Origin of the sequence: Glutamicibacter nicotianae (genome assembly GCF_006539525.1) — a bacterium.
Classification (GTDB): domain Bacteria; phylum Actinomycetota; class Actinomycetes; order Actinomycetales; family Micrococcaceae; genus Glutamicibacter; species Glutamicibacter nicotianae.
On sequence record NZ_BJNE01000003.1, the window covers coordinates 202170 to 220397 of the forward strand.

Consider the following 18228-nt stretch of genomic DNA (forward strand, 5'->3'; position numbering starts at 1 on the left):
TCCGCAGCAATGCGACGCTACTCGCCGGCTGCCTGCTCGTGGTTGGCACGGGCCTGCTCCAGGCGCTGCGATACGCCGTTGAGCCAGTTCTCGCAGTGGGCGGCCAAGGCTTCGCCGCGCTCCCACAACGCCAACGAGGCTTCCAACGCCACGCCGCCGGTTTCCAGCTGGTTGACCACTGTCAGCAGTTCTTCGCGAGCCTGCTCGTAGGAGAGCTTGGCAATGTCTTCAGGGATCTGTGCAGTCATGATTACTCCAGTTTGGTATGTGGGGCGGCTAGTTTGCGTGCTCGCCGGCGGGGACGGATTCAAGGGTTTTCGCGACCAGTTGTCCTGATGCCACCCGGATGAACAGCTTGCTGTCCGCTGGTGCCTGGGTGGCTTCGCGTACGATGCTCCCGTCTTCCAGCTGGGTGACCGAATAGCCTCGGTCGAGGGTTTGCTGCGGGGAGAGCGCACGCATCTGGTTCTTCAGGTGGTTGATCTCGTCGCTGGCGCGCATCACGCGATGGCGCAGCAGATCCGTGGAACGCTGTTTCCAGCGCTCCAGATCTTCGGCGCGGGAGGAGACCATCACCTGGGGGTTGGCCAGAACGGGGCGTTCGCGTACCGATGCCAGCATCTGGGCCTCGCGTTGCAGCAGGTTGTTGATGGAACGGTCCAGGCGGCTGCGGGCCATTTCCAAGCCGGCGAACTCCTCATGCAAATCAGGGACAATCCGCTTGGCCGCATCAGTAGGGGTCGAGGCGCGAAGATCAGCCACATCATCCAGGATCGGGCGGTCCGCTTCGTGCCCGATGGCCGAGACGACCGGTGTGGCAGCGGAGAAGACAGCACGTACCAGATCCTCATTGGAGAAGGGCAACAGGTCTTCCAACGCGCCGCCGCCGCGGGCGATCACGATGACATCGATCTCCGGGTCCGCATCCAGCTGCTGCAACGCGGCGATGACCTGGTTGGCGGCATCCACGCCCTGCACTGCGGTATTGATGACCTTGAACTGCACCGATGGCCAGCGCAGAGTGGCATTGCGCAGCACGTCCTTCTCCGCATCCGAATCCCGTCCGGTTATCAGGCCAATGCGGTTGGGAAGCACAGGCAACGGGCGCTTGTGCTCAGGGGAGAAGAGGCCTTCTGCCCCCAGGGCTTGCCGCAGGCGTTCCAGGCGCACCAGCAGCTCGCCCAAACCAACCGGGCGCAGATCCGTGGCATTCAAGGAAAGCCGGCCGGTTTTGGCGTAGAAGCTCGGCTTGACCTGGGCTACCACGCGCGATCCAACCTGCGGGGTGGATTCCAGCCGGCGCATTGTCGAGGCCCAAATGGTCACCGAGAAGGAGAAGTCCGCATCGACATCGCGCAGCGTGATGTACGCGTGCCCATTGCGCACATTGGCTTCCAGCAGCTGGCCCTCGACCCAAACCACCGGCGAGTTCTCAATGTGGATTCTCAGCTTCTCCGAGAGCAGGCGCAACGGCCAAGGATTGTCCGCCGTAGTTTGACCAGCGGTGGCCGGCAAACTGGCGGGGGCTTGGTGATCCATAGGGGCCGCTCCTTGGAAAATCGAATCTCTGGTGCATCTGTGAGATTACCGCATGGCACCGACGGCTGGCCGGATTGCCGGTAGCCGGGCCCGGTGGCAACCGGTGTAGAGCAGGTTTCGCTATGGGAGATTTTCAACACTGCTGGGCCTTGCTGGGCCGGGGGAAATGGGGTTTTTCAACGATTCGGACAAGCCCGACTCCGGGCATTGCGAGGGGCACTGTGCGGGTGGACACTATTGAGCATCGGGGAAGATTTCGAGAAGGATTCATGGCCATGCTTGGGGCATTGGGGAATAGGACTATTGGACGTTCGGGGTGGATTTGGGTGGCAGCATTCAGCTTGCTTACCGGTTCCATTCCGTTGCCCGCCGCGGCCTCGGTGCCCGCACCGGTAGTTGCGGCGGTTCCCGCCGCAACGGTGTCGCTTGCCGGCGCCCTATCCATCGATTGGCCGGTGCGGGTGCGCACGACGGCGAACCTGAATCTGCGCACCGGTGCTTCGACCGCGTACCGGATCCTGGCGCAGATACCCAAAGGGACCTCGGTCCCGGTCTCGGGGCGTGCGTCCAACGGCTGGTACAAGGTCAGCTACAACGGGTACACCGGCTACGTGAGCGACTACTACGTGGTCGCTTCAACGGTGCGCACGCTCGATGACTTGAACCTGCGCACCGGACCATCCACCAGCTACCGGATCCTGCTGAGCATCCCGAAAGGCAAATCGGTGCCTGCCTACGCCCGCGCTTCCAACGGGTGGTACAAAGTCAGTTATGCAGGGTACACCGGCTGGGTCAGCGGCAGCTACGTGACCAGTTATCCGAAGCCGCCGTCGGCACCGCAGTCCACCGGGCCAAACCGGACATCCAGGGTAGTGCTCACCTTCGATGACTGCCCGCGAACGCTCAGCTCCTTCACCTCGGTGGTGGACTACGCAGCCAGCAGCAATATCGGCCTGGTGATAGCTCCCACCGGCGATTGCCTCGGATCGTTCAAATCGCGCTATGGTGTGGATTTGGCCGCCCTGGCCCGGGCCAAAGGCCAATGGGTGATCAACCATTCGGTCAGCCACCCGGACCTGCGTCCGCTGTCCTGCCAGCAAACCGGCGCGCAGCTGGGCGGTTCAGGGGTGCACACTAACTTTGGGCGCCCGCCCTACGGGGCCATCGACGGTTCGGTGCGCTGCGGCTACGACAGCCGCGGCATGGCTATCTGGACCTGGTCGCGGGACACCCGGGACTGGGACGTGAAATCAAAGTCGATAACGGTGTCCCGGGCTTCGGCAGCGCTACCCGGGGATACCGTGCTGATGCACATGCAGTGGTACGGCTTCTCGCCCGATGCGCTGCGCCAGATCAAGGCGAACCTCGGCGCCCGTTCCGTGGGCGTTTGCCGGGCCTACCGCGGGTCCGATGGCACCGGAGCCGTGGTGCGCACCCCGGTGCTGCTGCCCAGTTCCCTGCCGTGCTGAACCGGCAGGCACGCTGCGGAGGCAGATCTCACAGTCGCGGGAGGGTGGCGCGCATCATATGAGCATGGGCTAACTTGCATGCACTTCGTAGAATGGAGGTATGGCTACTTCCACTTCCACAACGGTTTCGCTGTCAATGCCTCGGATCCCGCGGGTGCGCCGCACCCCGGCCGAAATTGCAGCCGCCTCTCCGACGGTCACCGAGCGCAAGGTCCTGCTGGCCGCTCCTCGCGGCTACTGCGCAGGCGTGGACCGGGCAGTGGTTGCCGTTGAAAAGGCGTTGGAGCACTACGGTCCGCCGGTGTACGTGCGCAAGCAGATCGTGCACAACCTGCACGTCGTTTCCGAACTGGAGTCCCGCGGCGCAATCTTCGTCGAGGAGAACGAGGAAGTGCCCGAAGGCGCACTGGTGGTCTTCTCCGCCCACGGCGTTTCCCCGGCAGTGGTGCAGTCCGCCGCGGACCGCAACCTGCAGACCATTGACGCCACCTGCCCGCTGGTCACCAAGGTGCACCGCGAGGCCGTGCGCTTTGCCAAGAACGACTACGAGATCCTGCTCATCGGCCACGAAGGCCATGAAGAGGTCGAAGGCACCTACGGCGAGGCTCCGGAAGTCACCACCATCGTGAACAACCCCGAGGAAGCCGACACCGTCCAGGTGAAGAACCCGGACAAGCTGATCTGGCTCTCGCAGACCACGCTGAGCGTGGACGAGACCATGGAAACCGTGCGCCGATTGCGCGAGCGCTTCCCGAACCTGCAGGATCCGCCCAGCGATGACATCTGCTACGCCACCACCAACCGCCAGGCAGCGATCAAGAACATTGCGCCGCAGTCGGATCTGGTGATCGTGGTCGGGTCGGCGAACTCCTCGAACTCGGTGCGCCTGGTCGAGGTGGCGCTGGACCACGGCGCCAAGGCCGCCTACCGGGTGGACTTCGCCAATGAGGTGGACGAGGCCTGGTTCGAGGGCGTCTCCACCGTCGGCGTGACCTCCGGCGCCTCGGTGCCCGAGGTGCTGGTCCGCGAGGTCGTGGCGCTGCTGGCAGAGTACGGCTTCACCGACGTTTCCGAGGTCACCACCGCGCAGGAAGACATCATCTTCTCGCTGCCCAAGGAAATCCGCGGCAAGCTCAAGGAAGCCGGGGACGAGGATCGCGCCCTGGGCGGCCACGCTCGCCCGCAGGCCTGATTTCACCCTAAGAATTCAAGCGCCAGTACACCATTGCGCGCTCATCACTAGTAAAAGGTAGAATTTTCTCCCGTGGCTCTTACTATCGGAATCGTCGGACTGCCCAACGTCGGCAAGTCCACCATGTTCAACGCGCTGACCCGTGCCCAGGTGCTGGCAGCCAACTACCCGTTCGCAACCATTGAACCCAATGTCGGTGTCGTGCCGTTGCCCGACGAGCGCCTGAAGGTGCTCGCCGGAATCTTCAACTCGGAGCGCATCCTGCCGGCAACCGTGTCCTTCGTGGACATCGCCGGCATCGTCAAGGGCGCCTCGGAGGGCGAAGGCCTGGGCAACAAATTCCTCGCGAATATCCGCGAAGCCGACGCCATCTGCCAGGTGACCCGCGCGTTCGTGAACGATGACGTGATCCACGTGAACGGCAAGGTCGATCCGGAGTCGGACATCGAGACCATCGCCACCGAGCTGATCCTCGCCGACCTGCAGACCATCGAGAACCAGCTGCCGCGCCTGGAGAAGGAACTGCGCAGCAAGAAGATCGAGAAGTCCTTCATGGACAACCTGCTCGCAGCCCAGAAGGTGCTCGAGGACGGCAAGACCCTGTTTGCCGCCGGCAAGGCCGCCGGCATCGACATGGACGAGCTGGCACCGATGCAGCTGATGACCACCAAGCCGTTCATCTACGTCTTCAACACCGACGAGGCCGGCCTGGCCGACAAGGACATGCAGGCCAAGCTCTCCGAGCTGGTGGCCCCTGCCGAGGCGATCTTCCTGGACGCCCAGTTCGAGGCCGAGCTGGCCGAGCTGGAAGAAGACGAGGCCGCCGAGATGCTGGAGGATGCCGGTATCGAGGAATCCGGCCTGGACAAGCTGGCCCGCGTCGGCTTCGACACCCTGGGACTGCAGACCTACTTGACCGCAGGCCCGAAGGAATCGCGCGCCTGGACCGTCCGCAAGGGCGCTACCGCACCCGAGGCTGCAGGCGTCATCCACACCGACTTCCAGCGCGGCTTCATCAAGGCCGAAGTCATCGGCTTCGACGACCTGGTCGCCGCAGGTTCGGTGGCCAACGCCAAGTCCGCCGGCAAGGCGCGCATCGAAGGCAAGGACTACATCATGAAGGACGGCGACGTCGTGGAGTTCCGGTTCAACGTCTGATGCGTGGTGGCGCTTGTCGCGCGGCTAGAAGGACTGGGGATCGTGGTCATGTGCATGAGGCATGGTCGATGGTTCGCCCGCCCCGCCCGCTTTCATGCGCCGTGGACTGACGAAATGCGGCGGTGGGTACGACAGGTTCGGCATCCTTACGCGGCTGGCGTTGACCACACCCGGATAACCTTCTCGTCGGGACCGAAGAGTGCGGTCACGACGCTTTCTTGATGCAGATCCTCGTCTTCGGAGTCAGTCGCGGGCAGGTGTGCCGAGAGGCGCCATCGAACGGTATCTCCCTCCTGCTCGAAATCTCGTGCTTCGATGTGCCGGGATCGTTGCGGGGTCGCCCGCACCGTGGTTCCTATGACGACAAGATCCTCACGGCTGAGCGTCTGCTCGCCCGTGCGATAGACAAGGTCGGCGGCGAACAGGCTTTCGACGTTCTGTCGGACATCGCCTTCGTCCGAGACATACTGGCGGTCGATGAACCTCGCGATAAGCGCAACTCTGTCCATGCAACAATGGTACTGCCCAGCGAATGTCCCGCCGGGAACTGCACGTTGCGCGGTCGTCGCTTCGGACGGTGCGGCTTCTCCGCACAGCGCTAGCGCTGATGCAACGTGGTGGAATTTCGTTTTGCGCTCTAACCTCTGGATGTGCATCCCTCTGGATGTGCATTGCCAGGTCCGCTCCGTCTGCGAGCGTTCAGTGATCGCCGAAGGATGAGACGGCAGTGCTGAGGTGGCCGCATTAGGGCGATGGGGCCATGGCCGCTCCATCGCGTTCGCGTCATCTGGCGCGTAAGTAGTGCCCTCAGCACTCTCTGCTCTAATGGATGGATGGATGCTCGTGAAGTCGTTTGAATCTGTTCCCAAAGCTCGTCCGGGTGATCGCGTTGCGGTGATCTCGCCGGCATTCGCGGCACCAGCGGTTTCGCCTGCCGTACATGAGCAGGCGATGCGGCGCTTGACTGAGGCAACGGGGCTGATTTCTGTCGAGTACCCGACCACTCGGCAGCTCGGTGCGAGCGCGAAGGCTCGTGCCGCTGACGTCACCGCGGCGTTCGCCGACCCGAGTATCCGTGCCGTGCTCGCCACGATCGGCGGCGATGACCAGGTGACCGTTATCCCGCACATCGATGCTGCCGTGGTCGCTTCGAATCCGAAGCCATTTCTCGGCTACAGCGACAACACGAACCTGCACAACTTTCTCTGGAACCTCGGCATTACGAGCTTCTACGGTGGGTCCACCCAAGTGCACCTCGGCGCGGGTCCGCACCTCGATGACATCCATGTGAAGTCGCTTCGCGCGGCTCTGCTCGATGGAGGCACCCTTGAGCTCACCGAGCCGGGGGAGTCGGAAGACTTCGGGCGACCGTGGGAGGATCCGCGCGCGTTGGTCGAGTTCGGCGATCGCGAAGCTACCGACCCCTGGCGGTGGGCGGGGCCAGAAAGGGCCGTCTCGGGTCGAACCTGGGGTGGCTGTATCGAGGTCATCGACCAGATCGCCGTCGCTGACCGGATGCCTGATCTCAGCGACCTTGCAGGCGCAATCCTGCTCCTCGAGACCAGCGAGGACACGCCGTCGGCGGATGACGTCATGCGCTGGGTGCGCGCACTGGGCGAGCGAGGCGTGCTCGAAGTGGTCGCCGGCGTACTTGTTGCACGCCCACCGGCCAGCGCCCTGGGCGCACCCGTGCCGCCCGCATCCGAGCGTTCCCGCTTCCGTGCTGACCAACGGGACGCCATCATCGAGCAGGTCACACGCTACAACTCCGACGCGGTCGTATGCGTCGGCCTGCCCTTCGGGCACACTCGCCCGCAGTGGATCGTCCCCCACGGAGGCAGGATCACTCTCGATGGAGCAAATCGAACCGTTGTAGGCGAGTACTAGTAGGCGCGATTCGGCAAAGCGCACCACAGTGGACTTTCAGAGGTTGGTATGTGCGGCGACGCGGTCGAATTTAGATTTAATGTGTAATTGACTCGGCCCAATGCCCCGGATTCTTTCAATAAGTCCGGGGTATTTGTGCATTCTGGCTTGCTGCGAAAAGTCTCATCCAGCGATGTATTCTTGGCGGACGGTACCGTTCGTGGCTGTCTCGATGTAGCCGAAGTCTTGATCTGAGTTCAGGACAACTGCGTCATTGACGACGGCGTAGGCGGCAATGAGGCAATTGCATGCTGCTGCGGCACGCATAAGTCCGTTGTCCCAGAGGACTTGCTGGATGTCCAGTACGGTGGATTCGTTCGGGTGCTTCCAGGCTCCCAGCAGCTCATCCATGTCTTTCCTGAGTTCGTGGTACTCCTCCGCGGTCCTGGCGGAGTAGCAGTACTCGAGTATCTGGGGTGGACATGTGATGATCAAAAAAGTGCCCTGCTCATAATTCCAATTGTCATTGCCGGGATTCTCTTTCTCATCGCCTTGTTCGGCATTTTTAGCGGGGAGGGCTTGATCAGCGTGATCACCTTTATCCTGGCTCTCGTCTTTGCCGCCCCCTCGGCACTTTACGCGACTAAGAAATTCAACGAAGCATCGGCCGAACATACCGAAAACGTCGTCGAGCCCATGGTGGCGCGGCTTATCGAAGAACCACGTGTTTCATCGGTGACCGGACAGCAATCCGCACTGGATGCCACCTATGATCCCAAGGGTTCGATTCCCTTGGGCATGATCATCACGCCCGAAGACGAGGAACACATGACTCGCTGACCCTGGGACCGGCTTGTGCCCCAGTCATGTGGCGTTCGTGGTCAACGCGTAGGACTGTGCACAGTGTCCTGTGGCTGGACATGGTGCTGCACAATCTGTACGAGGTGCCCGTCCGGATCCTCGACCCACGCGATGAGCAAGCGATCGAGCCATGGAGACGGAGCCTTAATAGGCTTCGCACCGAAGCCGATGAGACGGTCATAGCCTGCCGGGACATCATCGGTCCAAAGTATCACCGCGGCGCGCTGGCCGTCGGCGACCGGGCTGAGCCCATGGTCTTTGCGGGTGCTGCTTTCGGTGGCTAGGCCGAGCCTGTACCCGTCGAGGGCGAGGTCAACATGGATTGGCGTTCCCGCTTCGGGCGTGCGGAACACTTCCCGAAAGCCCAGCGCACCATAGAATGCTGTCGCGCGGTCGATATCACGCGTGAATAGAACAACTTGAGGAGTCCGGAAGTGGCCCATGCCCCAAGTGTGGTCCAACCCGACGCTTCCCGCAACGGATACGGCCTGTCTTTCGTATGCAGTTTTCGTTTGCCGGACCAATCAGTTGACCTGGTGCCTGATAGCTCAACGTTCATCTTCTTGATGATCGAGTCCAGACCGAGCCTCGGCCGGACGGGCAGAGGCCGAACCCTTCCCGGGAATTTCGGCTGATGCATTCAGTATTCGAACGTGGAAGCGCCCAGTGCCTCATCCCGCAGAATCTGAAATGATCCACGGTATAGAGAAAATGATTGGAGAACTAATGCGGAGGCTTTCCAAGTCTGCCTGGAAACGAGTCGCGGTGTACCTCGGCGTCTCGGTCGCGGGTCTGGCCTTGTTCCTTGCGACCTATTGCCTCATTTCAGGTAGGCCAGTGCTTGAAGCTCTTGACAGTTTTTGGATCGCCATAGCGATTTCATTGGCCGTTTCAGCCGTTACTGCAGTTCGCGACCAACGGGAGGAGTCCGGAACGACGCCTGGCGATCAGGATCTTTAGCTTTCGCGTTTGGCTCACTTGGACGGCTTCGTCGCGATGCCGTCGAGCCAAAGCACATCTGATTCGTCGTTGTGCGTGCCACCGGATCCAACATGTTTGCTGGAGATGCCAGGTCCCTTCTGGATGACATGCACCAATGCCATGCCATGTCCTCTTCCCAGTTCGTAGTCATCCTTGAGCCAAGCCAGGACTTCCCCGGCTTTGACACCTTCCTGGTCTAGTCCTTTTTCGTGGGCGATACCGACTAGCTGGCGCGGAGTAAGTCTGGTCTTTTTCTCGATGGTGTCCAGATAGGCCTGGAATGAAATGGCGAATCCTCTCGAAGGCCTGAATATGTGCCACGAATACTACTACCGAAGCGAAGCGCCGGACAACAGAGTTATCAGGCTCGTGCCGGCCAAGCCTTGTCGAGAAGGTTAGTTCCGTCCGACGAATTCCAACGTGTAATTTTCGGAAGTTGGCAGGTGCCCGGGGTCATCTTCAAAAGGCATGTAATCCACCGAGTGAAGGTATCCGTCAACAACCCAAAGAGTCAGTTGCCCAAGGTGTTCTCCACCTTTTCCAACGTCAACGGTGGAGAACGGGCCACCGCCATGCCGGATACTGCGGCAATCCCGCTTGCTAATGAACGAAATCAAGAAGCACTCGCAGTCCTCGAACTCGTAGCCGCCCCAACGTGCAAACTCCAACTGCTGCCGGGCTAGAGCCGATTCAGCATCTGTGCCGCTGCAGAGCAAAGCCAGCAGCTCTAGTTCAGCAGGCCTAAGTTCTTCGCCTGGCGTCCGGGGCGGTCGATGATCCATGAGGAAAGTCTATATTGGCCTGTGACTAGTGCTCGAATCGCTGCTTGCCTACAGGTGCAGCATTGAATCAGCAACCTGGGAGAAGGCAGAAGTCGGTATGGCAGTCGAAGCGTTTTCAAGCACGAGCAAGGAAGCGTTCGGTATCTCCCTGGCCAGCGCTTCGCCATTGCCGACGGGGAAGAACGGATCCTTGGCTCCGTGTACGACCAGTGTGGGGATAGCTAACTCGGGAAGCCGTTCGCGCCAGCGTGGAGTGCAGTCCAACTTGGAAAAGACAATCCCGATCTGGTTTGCCATGTGGACTTCTGGCTCTGCGCTCGCCGTACGGTCCCAGATGCGGGAGGCCAGATCCAGGGCGGCTTCCGGATCGTTGCCAAGGATTTGGGAGCCCTCGGCGGAGTGCTGGGCAACGGACTCGCGGTCTGCCCAATCTGGCATTGGGCGGGAGAACAGCTTGCCCATGGTTGCTTGGTCATGGTCTGGCAGATCATTGTCCACCGGTCCTGGCGCTACCGGCCGTGTGCCAACCAATGTCAGGGCGCTAAACTTGTCAGGATAATCCAGCGCCGCCACCTGGGCGATCATCCCGCTGACCCCGATACCCGCCACATGTGCTGGACGGTCATCCAGCAGTTCAGCCAATGCCGCGGCATCGGCAGCTAAATCACGCAGGTTGTAGGCGGGTTTCATCGGGTTCCCAGCGGTTGATTCTCCGCAATCCCGAAGGTCGTAGCGCACCACATGGCGCCCACCAGCAGCCAATGCCTCGCATAGGGCCTCGGGCCAGGCAAGCATGGTGGTGCAGCCAATGAGGAGAATCAATGGATCGTTTTCGTTTCCGAAGGATTCGACACCGAGGTCTACCTTGTTTGCCTTGACCGTTCCCATGCGCGACCTGTCCTTTGCTATCCGACTCCTAGAATGGCTTGCAGGCTGCCCTGCGGTCAACAGAAAACTGCGTGCTAGAAAAGCGGCCAGGGCACGGCAGGCATCTGCCCGCGATGCGCAGGGAATCGCCCTTCACTGAGCAGATCCGTGCAGCGGTCGGCGAGCGCGGCGATTTCTTCACCGGTCAACAACGCGGCCAGTTCTTGCCCAAGATCCGCGTCCAGCGCATCGCTGACCCTCTGGACACCGGCCAGTTCGTCGTCGGTCAGCGGCTGGCCAACCCATCCCCAAAGCACGGTGCGCAGTTTGTGCTCTTCATTGAAGCAGAGGCCGTGGTCGACACCGTAGCGGTGGCCATCTGGCATGGCTAGCACGTGATCGCCTTTGCGGTCGGCATTGTTGACCAGCACATCGAAGACCGCCATGCGTCGCAGTGCAGGAGTATCTTCGTGAAGCAGAGCCATCTGATGCCCCGATTCGTCCTCTCCGTGCAGGACGGTCTTCCAGCCGTCTTCAGGCACATTGTCCGCGGCTACGATGTCTACTGGGTGCTGTTCCCGATCAATGTCTTGCCATAGCTGCACCATGCCTTCGCCGAATCGCCCGTTGCGCAGCCACGTCTGGGGGACGAGGTTCCATCCCAGGGCTTCAGATACTCGAAAGGCGGCAACCTCGCGGTAGGCCAGTGATCCATGGGGAAAGTCCCAAAGGGGTTTCTCTCCAGCGACGGGCTTGTAGACAACGCTTTTTTCACCGATGCTGCCCAAGAACGTCGCGTTGGAAGCGGTGGTGATGCGGCCGGTCAGTTCCAGCTGCGCAGTCAGCAGATCGGGCGCATTCACTGTCCGTTCTCGTCTCTGCAGGTATGCCCATCCGGATCAATCGGATAACCGCAGTTGGCGCACATCGGCCTTCCAGCGGCCACGATCTCGTGGGTGCGCATCGCGAAAGCGCGTGCGGTGCCTACGGGCATGCGCACGCGCATGACTGCGCCCGGTCCATCCGGATCGAAGTTCTCGTCATCTTCGTCATTCAGGGAGAAAGCTTCCAGAACTACCTGCGCTACGGTTGCGTCCCATCCGAGATTCATGGATCCGACGCGGAATGATTCGTTCACTTCTTCCAGCGGATCGTTGTCGACCAGTTCCACCGGGGTATGTTCGGGAACGTTGAAGGGGTTGCCCTTGACGGTGGAAAGCTGATCCAGCATCTCGTCAATCATCTCTGCAACCACTGCGGCTTGCTGCTTTTCCAAGGCGATGCTGGAAAGCTCCGAACCGGCTCTAGCCTGGAGATAGAAGGTTCGGGACCCTGGCGCGCCGATGGTGCCGATGACAACGCGATCCGGCCAGTTGAATTCGTTGACTGTTGCCGTCATTTCAGTCTCCTTAGTGTCCTGCTCCGCCGCCGACCGGGGCATCGGTTGTCTTGAGGCCGGGGGCTAGCCACGAGAGGTCTCCGGCGTCGGTGTTGATGGAGTACACGCGGGGCGTGCCGGGCCCGTAGTGCACAATCGATGCGGACGCCGGGCCCACATTGATGCGTTGGAACAGATCCAAATGCATGCCCAGCGCGTCAGCCAGTACCGACTTGATGATATCGCCATGGCTGAATGCCGCCCAGACTGCTTCAGCACCATGCTCGGCTTCGATCGCCGCGTCATGGCGCCTGATGGCTGCTACAGCCCGGGATTGCATTCCGGCCATGGCTTCCCCGCCCGGGAAGGTCACCGCTGACGGCGCGGACTGCACTGTTTTCCAAAGTTCCTCGGCAGCCAAGTCCTGCAGCTTGCGGCCCTGCCACAGGCCGTAGTCGCATTCCGAGAGTTCTGGCTCAATCAGCAATTGTGCGGCTTTGCTTTGCTGTTGCATGGCGAATTCCGCTGTCTGCACGCAGCGTTCCAGCGGGCTTGAGACGATGCCAGCCAGGGGGATTGCCGCTAGCCGCTCGGCGGTGCGGATCGCCTGTTCTTCCCCGGTATCGTCGAGGAACACGGAGGGCGTGCGTCCAGCCAGTATGCCGGTGGCGTTGGCGGTGGTACGTCCGTGCCGTACAAGTATTACTGTGGCCATGAACCCAGCCTAGTCATCGAGAAGAAGCGAGGCGACTATTGGACCGGCATCCTTTGTGCTATTTCAAAGGGCCGCCAGGATCGGCAGTTGCTCCGCGCCATGTTCATCACGGCCTGATAGCTCCTGAAGATTTTGTGAGTTCAGACCTCCTGCCTGTTGCTTCACTCGTGCAGGATCACGGCGTCGGGGTACGATGAAGGTTGGCCAATTCGGGGCGGCAGGCTCCCGGAAGTCCCTTGAGAATGACCCGCAGTGAGCGGCGACGCCATGATCCACCACTGGATATGGCCCCTAAATGGAGTGATAGTTCTTGCCTGGAGTCTTCCAGCATCCAGCGGCAGAAGTGCGGTCTGATTCCCAGGCGCGCACCATTGTCATCGACGGCGAGCACGCCGGCCGGCGTATCGAAAAGTTCCTGAGGACCCGGCTCAAAACGGTGCCGGCAGGGCAGCTTTTCCGGCTCATGCGCAAGGGTCATTTGCGCGTCAACGGCAAGAAAGTCCAAGAAGGCTACCGGCTGGCCGAAAATGACAAGATTACCTTGCCGGCGCTGCATGCAGCACCGGGCCGGGAGCCAGCCCCCGACGTCCCGGAGTACTTGGTCAAGCGGCTGCGCAACACTGTGGTGCACGAGGACCAGGATGTGCTGGTCATCGACAAGCCTGCCGGCATCGCCGTGCACCAAGGTACCGATAATCCTGCGGGCGTGATCGAAGTTTTCCGCCAGTTGCGCCCGGAACTGCCGGATCTGGAATTGACTCACCGTCTGGATCGCGACACTTCAGGGCTCCTGGTGCTGGCGAAGACCCCAAGCATGCTGCGCTATCTGCATGAGTTGCTCCGGGACCGGGAAGACGAAATTGAACGCCACTACCTGGCGCTCGTGGCAGGGCACTGGAAGCAGGGCATCGAATCGATCCACGCGCCGCTGCTGCGCCGCGCCGACAAGGTCGTGGTTGACCCGCACGGGCAACGAGCCGAGACCCGCGTCGAGGTAAGGCAACGCGTAGGACAGCGCGCCACCATCTTGGATGTGCAACTGATGACCGGACGCAAGCACCAGATCCGTGTCCACCTGCAAAGCCAAGGGCATCCGATTGCCTGTGATGACCGGTATGGATTTGCGAAGTTCAATCGCCGTGTTGAACAGCTAGGAGGCCGCGGGCTGTTCCTGCATGCGACTAAGCTAGTGATTCCCAAGCCCGATGGCCAGGAACTGGTGGTCGAGGCACCCATGCCGCAGCGCTGGAAACAGTTGCTGAAGGCAGGACTCTAGCCAAGCAGAACCGGCAGGACGGTCAATGATTATTGAAGGAATCTGGAACCAGGTAGCCCCGGGGGTATTCCAGAGGCGTTATGATCCGTTGGATATTTCCGTTGGCGCGGTGCTCGGCGGACACGGCGTGACGATTATCGATACCCGCAATAACGAACGCGAGGCACGAGAAATCATCGACGAGGCCGCAGCGCAGTTTGGTCTTCCAATAGTTGCGGTGATCAACACGCACGCCCACTACGACCACACCTTCGGCAATCAGCTCTTTGCCCAGCAGGGAATCCCGATTTACGGCCATCACCGGATCCCTGCGCATTTCGAGCAATTCGAGAAGCCCCGGCTTGAGTTGGTTCGGCGCTCGCCGGAACTCGAACCCGACATGGATTGGGACGGTGTGCAGGTGACACCGCCGAGCCACCTGCTGGAACAACCCTGCATGCTGAGTCTCGGCGGGCGGGACATCCGGATAATCCCGTTGGGAGCAGGGCACACCGACACCGACCTGGCGATCCATATTCCTGATGCCAAGACCTGGTTCCTGGGCGATATCATCGAGCAGTCGGGCCCGCCGATGTTCGGGTCGGGCGCCCATCCAATGGGCTGGCCGGGAGTGCTCGAATTCCTGCTAAAGCACATCCAGCCCGGTGACGTGGTAGTTCCTGGCCACGGGGAACCTGTGGGAAGGGAATTCGTGATCCAGCAACTGCACTGCTTCGAGCAGCTCGCAGCGACCCTGGGTGCGGCGCTTCAGAACGGCACAGCCATCAAGGACATCGTGTTCCCGGCTGAAGTGCGCGCGTTGTGGCCTGCTGATTTCCTGCTAGAGGCAGCCAAGGATGCCTACGCGCAGTTGCCGGGTGCCCAGTAGGATCCACGAAAGCGCGGGGCAGCAGTCCATTCTTCGAAAGGTCAGTATTCGTTCTTGATCACGAAGTAGGAGCCGCGGATGGTTCCTGCCAGCTTGGACTTCTGCCGCGCGAACTTGAACTTCTCTTGCAGCTCATCTGGCACCTCCATGCCATCACTGAGCTTGAAGCCGACGGCGCGCTTTTCACCGGGTTCCAAGCCGTAGAGGACATTTATGGACAGGCCTGACTCATAGAAGACGTAGGCGCGCTTGGCCCCGTCGGCCTCGAAGATGGTCGCCTGCAGCGGCGTGGATGCGATGTGCAGGTCGCGTTCTTCGGCAAGAATCTTGTTCACCCACGCAATGGTGTCCTGAGCGTCGGCCGCTTGCTCGACGGCAAAGTCGTGGTTGAACTTGTTCTTCAGATAACGCGCTTCGTTGGGGCGCAAGCCTGCGAGTGCATCGGCAACGGGCGAGGACTCAAGGCCCTGGGTGGAGACGTCCTTGAAATCGACTAGGTATGGCATGGGCAGTCCTTCGGTCGTTGGCCAAGCGGTAACGCAAGATTCATCATTATCGTACTCCGCGGTACTAGCTGAAGGCGCTGAAGCCGGTCAGATCCCTGCCGAGAATCAATGCCTGGACCGACTCCGTTCCCTCGTAGGTGTGCAGCGCCTCGATGTCCCCGACATGGCGAATGACATGATTTTCCAGCAGGATTCCATTGCCGCCCAGCAGATCGCGCGCGGTGGATGCGATCCTGCGGGCAGCGCGGGTGTTATGGAACTTCAGCAATGATGCCTGAGTGTCCTTCAACTGGCCGGCGGCCTGGATGCCGGCGACGGCGGCACACTGCAACTGCATGTTGGTGATTTCGGCCAGCATCTGCGCCAAGCGTTCCTGGATCATCTGGTGTGCGGCGAGCGGTTTGCCGAACTGCGTGCGCTGCTTGGCATACTGCAGTGCAGCTTCAAAGAGGAACTGCGCATGGCCCAGAGCCGACCAGCCGACATTCACCCGGGTATCAACCAGCGCCCGCGAGACTTCCTTGAACGATTCCGCCCCGGTGAGACGGGCGGACTCCGGGACGCGAACATCCGTCAGCCGGATCTCTGCCTGCTCGATGGCGCGCAGCACGCCCTTGCCGCGCACCGGGGCGGCCTCGTAGCCGGGGGTGCCCTGGTCGATAATGAACCCCTTGACCTGCGAATCGGCAACATCCCGCACCCACACGATGGTGATGCCGCCGGCAGCTCCATTGCCGATCCATTTCTTGTGCCCATTGATGATCCAGTGCTTCCCGTCGCGCCGGGCGCTGGATTCCAGGCCCACAGCGTCCGAACCATGGTGAGGTTCGGTCAGCGCGAAGCCACCGAGCAACTTACCTGAAGCCACCGGTTCCAGGTATTGCTCCTGCTGTTCGGGGCTGCCGAAGAATTTTAGGCTGCGCAAGACCAGACCGCCCTGCACTGCAGCTGCCGCGGCCATCGAGCCATCGGCACGAGACAGCTCCATGGCTACGAGTCCTGCGGCCAGCGGGGAGAAGTGTGCGTGGCCGGGGATCCTCAGCCCGTCTGTGAACAGATCGAGCTCGCCCATGCGCCGGACCAGGTCCAGCGGGTAATGCCCGTTCTCCCAGTGCTCGTTGATGACCGGCAGGATCTCTTCGCCGTATTGCCGGGTGCGAGCCCAATGCCTGCGATCCTCGTCGGTGGCAGTCGCGAAAGCGGACAGGTAGTCGACATCCACCGCGGTGGCGAGCTCGTAGGGTGCCCACGGGTCGCGGTTCATTGGGCGCCGCCCGAAGCCGTGTTGCGTTCAGCGCGCGACTTGCGCTTGAGCAATTTGCCCGATTGGTTGCAGCGCATGAGCGCACCAATGGTGTTCGGGTCATCGGGTTTCATCGGCGTAGTGGCGGGCAATGCGCTCATGGGTGGTGTCCTTCGTGGCCGGTGCCGGAAGCTAGAGGCGTTCGATGATGGTGACGTTGGCCTGGCCACCGCCTTCGCACATGGTCTGCAGGCCAAAGCGGGTATCGCTGCGTTCCAGCTCGTGCAGCAAGGAGGTCATCAGCCGTGCGCCGGTGGCGCCAATGGGATGGCCCAGGGCGATGGCGCCGCCGTTGACATTGACCTTGGACATGTCGGCGCCGGTTTCCTGCTGCCAGGCCAGGACCACCGCGGCGAAGGCTTCGTTGATCTCAATGCGGTCCATGTCCTCGATGCGCATGCCAGCGCGGGCCAGAGCATGCTGGGTGGCGCGGATCGGCGCTGAAAGCATCATGACCGGGTCATCGCCTCGGGCAGAGATGTGGTGGATGCGGGCGCGGGGCTTGAGCCCATAGCGCTTGACCGCGGACTCCGAGGCAATGAGCAGCATGGCGGCGCCATCAGACATCTGCGATGCGGTAGCCGCTGTATGCACTCCGCCGTCGATGATCGGGGCCAGTGATTGCATCTTGGCGCGGTCCACAGGGCGCGGGCCCTCGTCGGCGGCCAAGCCATCCAGGGCCAGGATCTCGCGGTCGAAGTATCCCTGCGCTTGGGCGTTCAACGCGCGCTCATGGGAACGCACGGCAAAGTCCTCCAACTGGGTGCGGTCCAGGCCCCAGCGCTCCGCCATCATTTCTGCACCGCGGAACTGGGAAATTTCCTGCTCGCCGTAGCGTGCAGCCCATCGCTTGGAGCCGGAGTAGGGGTCAGGGAAGCCGAAGTCCGTGGCGGCTGCATTGGAGTAGGAGAGCGGGATGCTGGACATGGATTGGACGCCGCCGGCAATGACGAGGTCACTGGTGCCGCTCATGACCGCCTGCGCCGCGTGGGAGACCGCTTGCTGCCCGGATCCGCACTGGCGTTCCACCGTGGTCCCGGGTACGTGCTCCGATAGGCCGGCAGCCAGCCATGCGTTGCGGGCAATGTCCATGGCTTGGGGCCCCAGCTGGTCGATGCAGCCGAGGATGATCTCATCGTATTGCTCGGAGTCAATGTTGTTGCGGGTCACCAGCTTCGCCAGCGGTGCCGCAGCGAGATCCAGTGGATGGATCTGTGCCAGCGATTTCCCCCGGCGTCCAACCGGTGTACGCAGCGCATCAATGATGTAGGCCTCGGCCATGGAGCTCCTCCATTAGGGGTTTCGAGCAGACCGGAAACGTCTGTTGAACCAACAATGCCCAATTCACCATCAGTTGTCTAGGTCACAATTGATGTGGTTGGCTTGGGGATACGCATGTTGTGCCGGAGCGACTACTGATTAGTAGGAGCGGCTGGGGCAAAGTTCCATGCGAAGAATTATTGCGCG

At 61.4% G+C, this 18228-nt stretch carries 22 protein-coding genes; 7 read left to right on the forward strand and 15 right to left on the reverse strand.

The features are described from left to right. Positions 1-17 precede the first annotated feature (17 nt). Together ANI01nite_RS05715 and xseA are read right to left on the reverse strand one after the other, a co-directional pair. Positions 18-248, reverse strand: coding sequence for an exodeoxyribonuclease VII small subunit (locus ANI01nite_RS05715; protein WP_038990668.1), 231 nt, complete (start codon positions 246-248; stop codon positions 18-20). A 28-nt stretch (positions 249-276) separates the two neighbouring features. Next, positions 277-1539 (reverse strand): exodeoxyribonuclease VII large subunit, encoded by a 1263-nt coding sequence (xseA, locus tag ANI01nite_RS05720; protein WP_141356617.1) that lies wholly within the window; start codon positions 1537-1539, stop codon positions 277-279. Between the two features lie 326 nt (positions 1540-1865). Between xseA and ANI01nite_RS05725 the strand changes: the two genes are divergently transcribed. The 3 genes from ANI01nite_RS05725 (at position 1866) to ychF (ending at position 5358) form a co-directional block, all read left to right on the forward strand. Further along, positions 1866-3008 (forward strand): SH3 domain-containing protein, encoded by a 1143-nt coding sequence (locus tag ANI01nite_RS05725; protein ID WP_170214574.1) that lies wholly within the window; start codon positions 1866-1868, stop codon positions 3006-3008. A gap of 100 nt (positions 3009-3108) precedes the next feature. After that, the gene (locus tag ANI01nite_RS05730) at positions 3109-4200 is read left to right on the forward strand and encodes a 4-hydroxy-3-methylbut-2-enyl diphosphate reductase (RefSeq protein ID WP_038990665.1); all 1092 of its coding nucleotides are present in this window, start codon (positions 3109-3111) and stop codon (positions 4198-4200) included. Positions 4201-4272: 72 nt separating this feature from the next. Continuing rightward, the gene (ychF, locus tag ANI01nite_RS05735; protein ID WP_038990663.1) at positions 4273-5358 is read left to right on the forward strand and encodes a redox-regulated ATPase YchF; all 1086 of its coding nucleotides are present in this window, start codon (positions 4273-4275) and stop codon (positions 5356-5358) included. Between the two features lie 146 nt (positions 5359-5504). On the opposite strand, the gene ANI01nite_RS05740 is transcribed toward ychF, so the two are convergent. Beyond that, positions 5505-5867, reverse strand: a complete 363-nt coding sequence (locus tag ANI01nite_RS05740) for a hypothetical protein (RefSeq protein WP_141356621.1) — start codon at positions 5865-5867, stop codon at positions 5505-5507. 328 nt (positions 5868-6195) lie between these two features. On the opposite strand from ANI01nite_RS05740, the gene ANI01nite_RS05745 reads away from it, so the two are divergent. Continuing rightward, the gene (locus ANI01nite_RS05745; RefSeq protein WP_141356623.1) at positions 6196-7245 is read left to right on the forward strand and encodes a S66 family peptidase; all 1050 of its coding nucleotides are present in this window, start codon (positions 6196-6198) and stop codon (positions 7243-7245) included. Positions 7246-7407: 162 nt separating this feature from the next. Here the strand turns inward: ANI01nite_RS05745 and ANI01nite_RS05750 are convergent, their stop codons facing one another. Further along, positions 7408-7635 carry a PIN domain-containing protein gene (locus ANI01nite_RS05750; protein ID WP_141356625.1) on the reverse strand — a complete coding sequence of 76 codons (228 nt, stop codon included), beginning with the start codon at positions 7633-7635 and terminating at the stop codon, positions 7408-7410. 15 nt (positions 7636-7650) lie between these two features. Between ANI01nite_RS05750 and ANI01nite_RS05755 the strand changes: the two genes are divergently transcribed. Next, positions 7651-8064 (forward strand): hypothetical protein, encoded by a 414-nt coding sequence (locus ANI01nite_RS05755; RefSeq protein WP_141356627.1) that lies wholly within the window; start codon positions 7651-7653, stop codon positions 8062-8064. Between the two features lie 41 nt (positions 8065-8105). Here the strand turns inward: ANI01nite_RS05755 and ANI01nite_RS05760 are convergent, their stop codons facing one another. The 7 genes from ANI01nite_RS05760 to ANI01nite_RS05790 form a co-directional block, all read right to left on the reverse strand. Further along, the gene (locus ANI01nite_RS05760) at positions 8106-8528 is read right to left on the reverse strand and encodes a VOC family protein (protein WP_038990656.1); all 423 of its coding nucleotides are present in this window, start codon (positions 8526-8528) and stop codon (positions 8106-8108) included. A 531-nt stretch (positions 8529-9059) separates the two neighbouring features. Further along, positions 9060-9353 (reverse strand): DUF4287 domain-containing protein, encoded by a 294-nt coding sequence (locus ANI01nite_RS05765; RefSeq protein WP_141356630.1) that lies wholly within the window; start codon positions 9351-9353, stop codon positions 9060-9062. Between the two features lie 108 nt (positions 9354-9461). Then, complete coding sequence (locus ANI01nite_RS05770) at positions 9462-9848, reverse strand: hypothetical protein (RefSeq protein WP_141356632.1); 387 nt, start codon at positions 9846-9848, stop codon at positions 9462-9464. Between the two features lie 48 nt (positions 9849-9896). Continuing rightward, positions 9897-10736: an alpha/beta fold hydrolase gene (locus ANI01nite_RS05775; protein ID WP_141356634.1), complete on the reverse strand. Its 840-nt coding sequence runs from the start codon at positions 10734-10736 to the stop codon at positions 9897-9899. A gap of 74 nt (positions 10737-10810) precedes the next feature. Next, positions 10811-11578: an SCO1664 family protein gene (locus tag ANI01nite_RS05780; RefSeq protein WP_141356636.1), complete on the reverse strand. Its 768-nt coding sequence runs from the start codon at positions 11576-11578 to the stop codon at positions 10811-10813. After that, a complete protein-coding gene (locus ANI01nite_RS05785; RefSeq protein WP_141356638.1) occupies positions 11575-12114 on the reverse strand; it encodes a DUF3090 domain-containing protein in 540 nt (179 codons plus the stop codon). The genes ANI01nite_RS05780 and ANI01nite_RS05785 overlap by 4 nt, the downstream gene beginning before the upstream one ends. Before the next feature lie 10 nt (positions 12115-12124). Continuing rightward, positions 12125-12808 (reverse strand): histidine phosphatase family protein, encoded by a 684-nt coding sequence (locus ANI01nite_RS05790; protein ID WP_141356640.1) that lies wholly within the window; start codon positions 12806-12808, stop codon positions 12125-12127. A gap of 310 nt (positions 12809-13118) precedes the next feature. On the opposite strand from ANI01nite_RS05790, the gene ANI01nite_RS05795 reads away from it, so the two are divergent. Together ANI01nite_RS05795 and ANI01nite_RS05800 are read left to right on the forward strand one after the other, a co-directional pair. Beyond that, on the forward strand, positions 13119-14084 hold the full coding sequence (locus tag ANI01nite_RS05795) for an RluA family pseudouridine synthase (protein ID WP_141356642.1): 966 nt from the start codon (positions 13119-13121) through the stop codon (positions 14082-14084). A 25-nt stretch (positions 14085-14109) separates the two neighbouring features. Further along, positions 14110-14952, forward strand: coding sequence for an MBL fold metallo-hydrolase (locus ANI01nite_RS05800; protein ID WP_141356644.1), 843 nt, complete (start codon positions 14110-14112; stop codon positions 14950-14952). A gap of 41 nt (positions 14953-14993) precedes the next feature. On the opposite strand, the gene ANI01nite_RS05805 is transcribed toward ANI01nite_RS05800, so the two are convergent. The 4 genes from ANI01nite_RS05805 to ANI01nite_RS05815 all read right to left on the reverse strand — a co-directional run bounded on the left by ANI01nite_RS05805 (position 14994) and on the right by ANI01nite_RS05815 (position 18042). Continuing rightward, positions 14994-15458, reverse strand: a complete 465-nt coding sequence (locus tag ANI01nite_RS05805; RefSeq protein WP_141356646.1) for a DUF8821 family protein — start codon at positions 15456-15458, stop codon at positions 14994-14996. A gap of 64 nt (positions 15459-15522) precedes the next feature. After that, positions 15523-16722 (reverse strand): acyl-CoA dehydrogenase family protein, encoded by a 1200-nt coding sequence (locus tag ANI01nite_RS05810; protein ID WP_141356648.1) that lies wholly within the window; start codon positions 16720-16722, stop codon positions 15523-15525. Further along, on the reverse strand, positions 16719-16862 hold the full coding sequence (locus ANI01nite_RS16650) for a hypothetical protein (protein ID WP_170214575.1): 144 nt from the start codon (positions 16860-16862) through the stop codon (positions 16719-16721). The genes ANI01nite_RS05810 and ANI01nite_RS16650 overlap by 4 nt, the downstream gene beginning before the upstream one ends. 31 nt (positions 16863-16893) lie before the next feature. After that, positions 16894-18042, reverse strand: a complete 1149-nt coding sequence (locus tag ANI01nite_RS05815) for an acetyl-CoA C-acetyltransferase (RefSeq protein ID WP_141356650.1) — start codon at positions 18040-18042, stop codon at positions 16894-16896. Between the last annotated feature and the right edge of the window lie 186 nt (positions 18043-18228).

Bases quoted from the DNA above. Each gene is read 5' to 3' on its own strand.
- ANI01nite_RS05715 (WP_038990668.1), bottom strand. From the start codon at position 248: ATGACTGCACAGATCCCTGAAGACATTGCCAAGCTCTCCTACGAGCAG.
- xseA (WP_141356617.1), bottom strand. From the start codon at position 1,539: ATGGATCACCAAGCCCCCGCCAGTTTGCCGGCCACCGCTGGTCAAACT.
- ANI01nite_RS05730 (WP_038990665.1), top strand. From the start codon at position 3,109: ATGGCTACTTCCACTTCCACAACGGTTTCGCTGTCAATGCCTCGGATC.
- ANI01nite_RS05740 (WP_141356621.1), bottom strand. From the start codon at position 5,867: ATGGACAGAGTTGCGCTTATCGCGAGGTTCATCGACCGCCAGTATGTC.
- ANI01nite_RS05745 (WP_141356623.1), top strand. From the start codon at position 6,196: ATGCTCGTGAAGTCGTTTGAATCTGTTCCCAAAGCTCGTCCGGGTGAT.
- ANI01nite_RS05750 (WP_141356625.1), bottom strand. From the start codon at position 7,635: ATGGATGAGCTGCTGGGAGCCTGGAAGCACCCGAACGAATCCACCGTA.
- ANI01nite_RS05760 (WP_038990656.1), bottom strand. From the start codon at position 8,528: ATGGGCCACTTCCGGACTCCTCAAGTTGTTCTATTCACGCGTGATATC.
- ANI01nite_RS05770 (WP_141356632.1), bottom strand. From the start codon at position 9,848: ATGGATCATCGACCGCCCCGGACGCCAGGCGAAGAACTTAGGCCTGCT.
- ANI01nite_RS05775 (WP_141356634.1), bottom strand. From the start codon at position 10,736: ATGGGAACGGTCAAGGCAAACAAGGTAGACCTCGGTGTCGAATCCTTC.
- ANI01nite_RS05785 (WP_141356638.1), bottom strand. From the start codon at position 12,114: ATGACGGCAACAGTCAACGAATTCAACTGGCCGGATCGCGTTGTCATC.
- ANI01nite_RS05790 (WP_141356640.1), bottom strand. From the start codon at position 12,808: ATGGCCACAGTAATACTTGTACGGCACGGACGTACCACCGCCAACGCC.
- ANI01nite_RS05800 (WP_141356644.1), top strand. From the start codon at position 14,110: ATGATTATTGAAGGAATCTGGAACCAGGTAGCCCCGGGGGTATTCCAG.
- ANI01nite_RS05805 (WP_141356646.1), bottom strand. From the start codon at position 15,458: ATGCCATACCTAGTCGATTTCAAGGACGTCTCCACCCAGGGCCTTGAG.
- ANI01nite_RS05810 (WP_141356648.1), bottom strand. From the start codon at position 16,722: ATGAACCGCGACCCGTGGGCACCCTACGAGCTCGCCACCGCGGTGGAT.
- ANI01nite_RS16650 (WP_170214575.1), bottom strand. From the start codon at position 16,862: ATGAGCGCATTGCCCGCCACTACGCCGATGAAACCCGATGACCCGAAC.
- ANI01nite_RS05815 (WP_141356650.1), bottom strand. From the start codon at position 18,042: ATGGCCGAGGCCTACATCATTGATGCGCTGCGTACACCGGTTGGACGC.